General features: G+C 58.5%; 3 rRNA genes. All 3 read right to left on the bottom strand.

Annotated elements, in window-relative coordinates:
* Nucleotides 1-6 precede the first annotated feature (6 nt).
* Nucleotides 7-123 (bottom strand): 5S ribosomal RNA (gene rrf, locus QYM41_RS17345).
* Between the two features lie 206 nt (nt 124-329).
* A 23S ribosomal RNA gene (locus QYM41_RS17340) occupies nt 330-3459 on the bottom strand.
* A 640-nt stretch (nt 3460-4099) separates the two neighbouring features.
* Nucleotides 4100-5626 (bottom strand): 16S ribosomal RNA (locus QYM41_RS17335).
* The 16S, 23S and 5S rRNA genes sit together here, the layout of an rRNA operon.
* Nucleotides 5627-5765 lie beyond the last annotated feature (139 nt).

The following is a 5765-nucleotide window of genomic DNA, read 5'->3' as shown; positions in this document are numbered from 1 at the left end:
GGTGTGGTCCGGCGGTGTCCTACTCTCCCACACCCTTCCGGGTGCAGTACCATCGGCGCTGTGGGTCTTAGCTTCCGGGTTCGGGATGGGACCGGGCGTTTCCCCCACGCTATGACCGCCGTAACTCTGGTTCCCGCCCCCCGCCCGTGGTGGGTGGGGGTGGGTAAGTCACTGTGGTGTCCGCCCCTGTGGGTGGGGCGGTATTCGATTGTGCTGCCAACTCGTGCCCGCCCCTGGTGGGGTGGGTTGTTGGTTGGGAGCCGTATAGTGGACGCGGTGTTCTGCGTGCCCCCACCGTGGTCCCAACACGGGTGTTGGGGGTGGGGGTGTGGTGTAAGTTGTCGGCGTATTAGTACCGGTCGGCTGCACACGTCGTTGGTTCGTGCTTCCACCTCCGGCCTATCAACCCAGTGGTCTAGCTGGGGGCCTCTCACACACAAGGTGCGTGGAAATCTCATCTCGAAGCGAGCTTCCCGCTTAGATGCTTTCAGCGGTTATCTCTTCCGAACGTAGCGAAGCAGCGGTGCACCTGGCGGTACAACTGCCATACCAGAGGTTCGTCCGTCCCGGTCCTCTCGTACTAAGGACAGGTCTTCTCAAATTTCCTGCGCGCGCAGCGGATAGGGACCGAACTGTCTCACGACGTTCTGAACCCAGCTCGCGTACCGCTTTAATGGGCGAACAGCCCAACCCTTGGGACCAACTCCAGCCCCAGGATGCGACGAGCCGACATCGAGGTGCCAAACCATGCCGTCGATATGGACTCTTGGGCAAGATCAGCCTGTTATCCCCGAGGTACCTTTTATCCGTTGAGCGACGGCCATTCCACAATGTACCGCCGGATCACTAGTCCCGACTTTCGTCCCTGCTCGAGCTGTCGCTCTCACAGTCAAGCTCCCTTGTGCACTTACACTCGACACCTGATTGCCAACCAGGCTGAGGGAACCTTTGGGCGCCTCCGTTACTCTTTAGGAGGCAACCGCCCCAGTTAAACTACCCATCAGGCACTGTCCCTGACCCGGATCACGGGCCGAAGTTAGATGTCCAGAGTGACCAGAGTGGTATTTCAACGTTGACTCCACGTGCACTGGCGTGCCCGCTTCACCGTCTCCCACCTATCCTACACAAGCCACACCGAACACCAATACCAAACTATAGTAAAGGTCTCGGGGTCTTTCCGTCCTGCTGCGCGTAACGAGCATCTTTACTCGTACTGCAATTTCGCCGAGTTCATGGTTGAGACAGCGGGGAAGTCGTTACTCCATTCGTGCAGGTCGGAACTTACCCGACAAGGAATTTCGCTACCTTAGGATGGTTATAGTTACCACCGCCGTTTACTGGGGCTTAAATTCTCCGCTTCGCCGTGAGGCTAACAGGTCCTCTTAACCTTCCAGCACCGGGCAGGAGTCAGTCCGTATACATCGTCTTGCGACTTCGCACGGACCTGTGTTTTTGATAAACAGTCGCTTCCCCCTGGTCTCTGCGGCCCTTACCCGCTCGCCGGAGCATGTCCGGTCCACGGTCGGGGCCCCCCTTCTCCCGAAGTTACGGGGGCATTTTGCCGAGTTCCTTAACCATGATTCTCTCGATCGCCTTAGTATTCTCTACCTGATCACCTGTGTCGGTTTGGGGTACGGGCGGCTGGAACCTCGCGTCGATGCTTTTCTCGGCAGCATAGGATCACCGAATCCCCCCACGGATGGGGGTCCCGTCACGTCTCAGGCACATGATCCGCGGATTTGCCAACGGATCGCCCTACACGCTTAGACCGGGTCTACCATCGCCCGGCTCGGCTACCTTCCTGCGTCACACCTGTTAATACGCTTACCTCCCCGGTTCAGGTCCCACGCTCCCCGCCACGATCCACCGGCCAAAGGCCGGCCTCACGTGCGGTTCGGGTGGTTAGTGTCCCCGGTTCGATAGGGGCGGTTCTTCGCCGGTACGGGAATATCAACCCGTTGTCCATCGACTACGCCTGTCGGCCTCGCCTTAGGTCCCGACTGACCCAGGGCAGATTAGCTTGACCCTGGAACCCTTGATCATCCGGCGGACGGGTTTCTCACCCGTCATTCGCTACTCATGCCTGCATTCTCACTCGTGTGGGCTCCACCACTGGGTCACCCCGCAGCTTCACTGCCCACACGACGCTCCCCTACCCATCGCACCACCTGAACCAGGATCGAGTCCTGGTTGGGTATCATTGGTGCAATGCCACAACTTCGGCGGTGTACTTGAGCCCCGCTACATTGTCGGCGCGGAATCACTTGACCAGTGAGCTATTACGCACTCTTTCAAGGATGGCTGCTTCTAAGCCAACCTCCTGGTTGTCTGAGCAACTCCACATCCTTTCCCACTTAGCACACGCTTAGGGGCCTTAGTTGGTGGTCTGGGCTGTTTCCCTCTCGACTATGAAGCTTATCCCCCACAGTCTCACTGCTACGCTCTCACTTACCGGCATTCGGAGTTTGGCTGACGTCAGTAACCTTGTAGGGCCCATCGGCCATCCAGTAGCTCTACCTCCGGCAAGAAACACGTAACGCTGCACCTAAATGCATTTCGGGGAGAACCAGCTATCACGAAGTTTGATTGGCCTTTCACCCCTACCCACAGCTCATCCCCTCCATTTTCAACTGAAGTGGGTTCGGTCCTCCACGCGCTCTTACACGCGCTTCAACCTGGCCATGGGTAGATCACTTCGCTTCGGGTCTAGATCACGCCACTCACTCGCCCTGTTCAGACTCGCTTTCGCTACGGATACCCCTCACGGGTTAACCTCGCGACGTAACACTAACTCGCAGGCTCATTCTTCAAAAGGCACGCCGTCACCCTCACAGGCTCCGACGGTTTGTAGGCACACGGTTTCAGGTACTATTTCACTCCCCTCCCGGGGTACTTTTCACCTTTCCCTCACGGTACTGGTCCGCTATCGGTCATCAGGTAGTATTTAGGCTTACCAGGTGGTCCTGGCAGATTCACACGGGATTTCTCGGGCCCCGTGCTACTTGGGTACACGCTCCACGCGGCAGCAACGATTTCGTCTACGGGACTCCCACCCTCTACGGCCCGGCACTCACACCGGTTCGACTATCGCCCTGCACTCACGCGCCCGGGCCGGCAGACCCAGGGACGACGTGCCCCACGACCCCGATGATGCAACCCCTGCCGGGTATCACACACCATCGGTTTGGCCTCTTCCGCGTTCGCTCGCCACTACTGACGGAATCACTGTTGTTTTCTCTTCCTGTGGGTACTGAGATGTTTCACTTCCCCACGTTCCCTCCACACACCCTATGAATTCAGGTGCGGGTCACCACGCATAACACGCGGCGGGGTTTCCCCATTCGGAGACCCTCGGATCACAGCTCGTTTATCAGCTCCCCGAGGCTTATCGCAGATTACCGCGTCCTTCATCGGCTCCTGATGCCAAGGCATCCACCGTGCGCCCTTAAAAACTTGCCACATGATCACAGAACACACCGGACCCACCACCACACACCACACCCACCCCAAGGGGCAGGTGAGACCGTGCAGCAGATGGTCCCGGCGATCAATCACGAACACGGCACCACAACACCACCGCACCACCGGACAACCCCTTCCGAAAAGAGGATCACCCGGCAACCACGGCCACGCTGCGGCACCTGTTCTTAAGATGCTCGCGTCCACTATACAGTTCTCAAACAACAACCCGCACACCCTGCACACTGGTGGCAGCACCCCCACACGGAGGACACCGACCACCGGCAGGACGCCGGGAACCTGCGACACCACACCCCCACCCCGTGCGGTGTCACCACCGAAAGGGCACGGGGCCTGTTGTCTCAGGACCCAATAGTGCGCCACGGACCACACCCACCACCGGACCGGCTCTCTTCCACCACCCGCACCGAGAACGAACCCGACAGGGCTCCTCACGGTGGGGCAGGTACTAGGACCCGACCCGGCCGGCAACCCCCACCCACACCCCGGAAACCCGGGAAGGACAGGAGGAGTGCGGCCACTTGCTCGTTGACATTCCACCCATGAGCTCACCCCACCAGCACCACGGACGGGCACTGAGGCGGGGGCGACCACCACACGGCGGTCAACGGCTCCTTAGAAAGGAGGTGATCCAGCCGCACCTTCCGGTACGGCTACCTTGTTACGACTTAGTCCCAATCGCCAGTCCCACCTTCGACGGCTCCCTCCCACAAAGGGGTTAGGCCACCGGCTTCGGGTGTTACCAACTTTCGTGACTTGACGGGCGGTGTGTACAAGGCCCGGGAACGTATTCACCGCAGCGTTGCTGATCTGCGATTACTAGCGACTCCGACTTCATGAGGTCGAGTTGCAGACCTCAATCCGAACTGAGACCGGCTTTTTGGGATTAGCTCCACCTCACAGTATCGCAACCCTTTGTACCGGCCATTGTAGCATGCGTGAAGCCCAAGACATAAGGGGCATGATGATTTGACGTCATCCCCACCTTCCTCCGAGTTGACCCCGGCAGTCTCCTATGAGTCCCCACCATCACGTGCTGGCAACATAGAACGAGGGTTGCGCTCGTTGCGGGACTTAACCCAACATCTCACGACACGAGCTGACGACAACCATGCACCACCTGTCCACCGACCCCGAAGGGAAACCCCATCTCTGGGACGATCCGGTGAATGTCAAGCCTTGGTAAGGTTCTTCGCGTTGCATCGAATTAATCCGCATGCTCCGCCGCTTGTGCGGGCCCCCGTCAATTCCTTTGAGTTTTAGCCTTGCGGCCGTACTCCCCAGGCGGGGCACTTAATGCGTTAGCTACGGCGCGGAGAACGTGGAATGTCCCCCACACCTAGTGCCCAACGTTTACGGCATGGACTACCAGGGTATCTAATCCTGTTCGCTCCCCATGCTTTCGCTCCTCAGCGTCAGTAACAGCCCAGAGACCTGCCTTCGCCATCGGTGTTCCTCCTGATATCTGCGCATTTCACCGCTACACCAGGAATTCCAGTCTCCCCTACTGCACTCTAGTCTGCCCGTACCCACTGCAGACCCGGGGTTGAGCCCCGGGCTTTCACAGCAGACGCGACAAACCGCCTACGAGCTCTTTACGCCCAATAATTCCGGACAACGCTTGCGCCCTACGTATTACCGCGGCTGCTGGCACGTAGTTAGCCGGCGCTTCTTCTGCAGGTACCGTCACTCTCGCTTCTTCCCTACTGAAAGAGGTTTACAACCCGAAGGCCGTCATCCCTCACGCGGCGTCGCTGCATCAGGCTTCCGCCCATTGTGCAATATTCCCCACTGCTGCCTCCCGTAGGAGTCTGGGCCGTGTCTCAGTCCCAGTGTGGCCGGTCACCCTCTCAGGCCGGCTACCCGTCGTCGCCTTGGTGAGCCATTACCCCACCAACAAGCTGATAGGCCGTGAGCCCATCCAAAACCAGTAAAACCCTTTCCACCACCCACCATGCGATGGACGGTAGTATCCAGTATTAGACCCAGTTTCCCAGGCTTATCCCAGAGTCAAGGGCAGGTTACTCACGTATTACTCACCCGTTCGCCACTAATCCACCCAGCAAGCTGGGCATCATCGTTCGACTTGCATGTGTTAAGCACGCCGCCAGCGTTCGTCCTGAGCCAGGATCAAACTCTCCGTCAAAAAACAACGAAAACATCAAACCCCGGCCGAAAAGGCTGCCACCACCCCACGGAGGCGGAACAGCAACAACCCATCAACCGAAAATAAAAAATCGGTATCAACAAACATGGCACACTATTGAGTTCTCAAACAACAGACC

The sequence above is a fragment of the Kocuria oxytropis genome, assembly GCF_040981195.1.
GTDB lineage: Bacteria > Actinomycetota > Actinomycetes > Actinomycetales > Micrococcaceae > Kocuria > Kocuria oxytropis.
Note: the sequence above shows the minus strand (reverse complement) of the source record. Positions and strands in the feature narration are given on the sequence as shown.